Raw genomic sequence first — 1,802 nt, 5'->3', positions numbered from 1 at the left:
TGTTCCTTGGCCATAAAGCGCGCCAGCGCGCGTTTGGTCGAGAAGCGTGGGAAGTTTTCCAGCTTGTCGAGGACCGACAGGCTGGATTGCTGAAACGCGGCTTCGGCCAGGCCGTAGGCGGTTTTGTCCTTGCTGCTGTGCCGGCCGGCGATGGCGCTGTTGGGCAGGGCGGTGGGGGCGGTCATGGGTTCTCCGTCATGGCAGTGCTTGTCCATGGGGCGGCGTTACATGGCCGTGCGGCAACTGAAGCCCTTGCTGCCGGCGGCTGGCAGCACTTTGCTCGCTCCTTGTACTGGCAGGTTGATCAGCTTGCCGCCCTGGGGACGGACCTGCAGGGTCTTGGCTTTGCGGATCGCGGCCCAGCCGGAATTGAAATGGTCACTGCCTACATGCGACGAGGTATCGTAGAACGCGCTTAGGACCTTGCCGTCGACGATCAGGTCGAAGGGCGGATTCGGGTCCATGCCGTAGTCGCGGCCGTTGACGGTCAGGGTGACGCTGGCCAGTTCGTCATAGTTGCTGCAGGCGATGTACAGCTGGGTTTTACCGCTGACCACGACGTATTCACTGACACCTTGTCCCCAACCACTGGACCAGCGGCCATTTTCGCCAAAGGCTTGAGCCTGGCCGGCGACGGTCAGGGCGGCGAGCAGGAGGAGATATTTCTTCATGGTGGAACCTTTCTTTCATTTTAAATAGACAACAGGCCCGAGCCGGCATGAGCCGACCCGGGCCTTGGTGTTAGCGGCGGAAGAAGTTGAGAAAGGCGGAGAACGCCCGGTTCGCGAGGGGAATAGCGACTTCACGAACCACGATGCCGAGCAGTGAAGACTTGATGCTCTCCCACAGTCCTTGTTCCGCTGCCTGACGGGACTTTTTTGAGACGTGTTCCTCGCGCGCTTCGCGGGCAATGCTCCAGCGCTTCTCTGCGGGCAGCACGCTGATGACGGTGTCGATCAACGCCATCAACTGGTAGCCCGCTTCAGCGGAGACGGCACATACCTGGCTGGGAGAAACCCCCAACTGCCGACTGACGCTGGCGCGCTTGGTCTCGATATTGGCGGCCTGATGGGGACCGGGCAGATTGCGCTGCCAGTCCCATTCACGGCTTGGCTCAATCTTGTCGACCTGGTTGACGACGAAGATCACCGGCACCTGGTGCTGGTCGGCGTAGGGCTGCACGATGTCGCGATAAACCTGCTCGTCCACACTCAGGGCCCGGTCGTCAGCCTTGATCACCCACAGGATCAGATCGAGCTCTTTCATCAGGCTGGCATACAGCGCGGTGTAGTCGGCGTCACGGGTGGTGCTTTCGCCCACGCCAGGCACGTCGAGCAGCGACAGCCCCTTGCCGTTCTGATAGCTGAGGGTGATCTCCTGCGGATGGCGGGTGCAGGCTTCAACATCACTGACGCTGGCCGTTTCCTGACCGAACAGCGCATTGCACAGCGAAGATTTGCCAGCGCCAGTCTTGCCGAGTACGCCGACGACCGCCTGGTATTGCACGACCTGGCGGATACGCGCTCGAACGGCTTCCAGTTGCTCGGCTGTCAGGGCAGTGAGATGGGGACTGAGCTGATCAAACAGCCCGGCCGAGGTATCCAGCTTGGGGTTGGATGGTGGTTCTTCGTCGCCCAGAGCGGGCCATTGGTTGAACATGGGATCCCTCCGTTAGCGTGTGATCAGCAGGCTGAGACCGAACAGGCCGAGCCAGGTCCAGAAATAGGCCGGGCGCTGGCGCAGTGACTGCGCGCGCTTCCACAGATAGACCGGAACAAGCAGCACCAGCTTGCCGAAGGCGG

The 1,802-nt window shown here is 61.4% G+C and carries 3 protein-coding genes; all 3 read right to left on the bottom strand.

Translation table 11 applies throughout. The features are described 5' to 3' along the window. On the bottom strand, positions 1-185 hold a 185-nt coding region (locus tag DFO50_RS18695), incomplete at its 3' end, for a hypothetical protein (protein ID WP_199489905.1). Between the two features lie 39 nt (positions 186-224). After that, positions 225-671 carry a hypothetical protein gene (locus tag DFO50_RS18690; protein WP_112693018.1) on the bottom strand — a complete coding sequence of 149 codons (447 nt, stop codon included), beginning with the start codon at positions 669-671 and terminating at the stop codon, positions 225-227. Between the two features lie 70 nt (positions 672-741). After that, positions 742-1,659: a GTPase family protein gene (locus DFO50_RS18685; RefSeq protein ID WP_112693017.1), complete on the bottom strand. Its 918-nt coding sequence runs from the start codon at positions 1,657-1,659 to the stop codon at positions 742-744. Between the last annotated feature and the right edge of the window lie 143 nt (positions 1,660-1,802).

Origin of the sequence: Microvirgula sp. AG722 (assembly GCF_003269145.1) — a bacterium.
In the GTDB taxonomy this organism is placed as follows: Bacteria; Pseudomonadota; Gammaproteobacteria; order Burkholderiales; family Aquaspirillaceae; genus Microvirgula; species Microvirgula aerodenitrificans.
The sequence above is the reverse complement of the archived record's forward strand: the minus strand, read 5'-3'. Positions and strand labels throughout refer to the sequence as shown.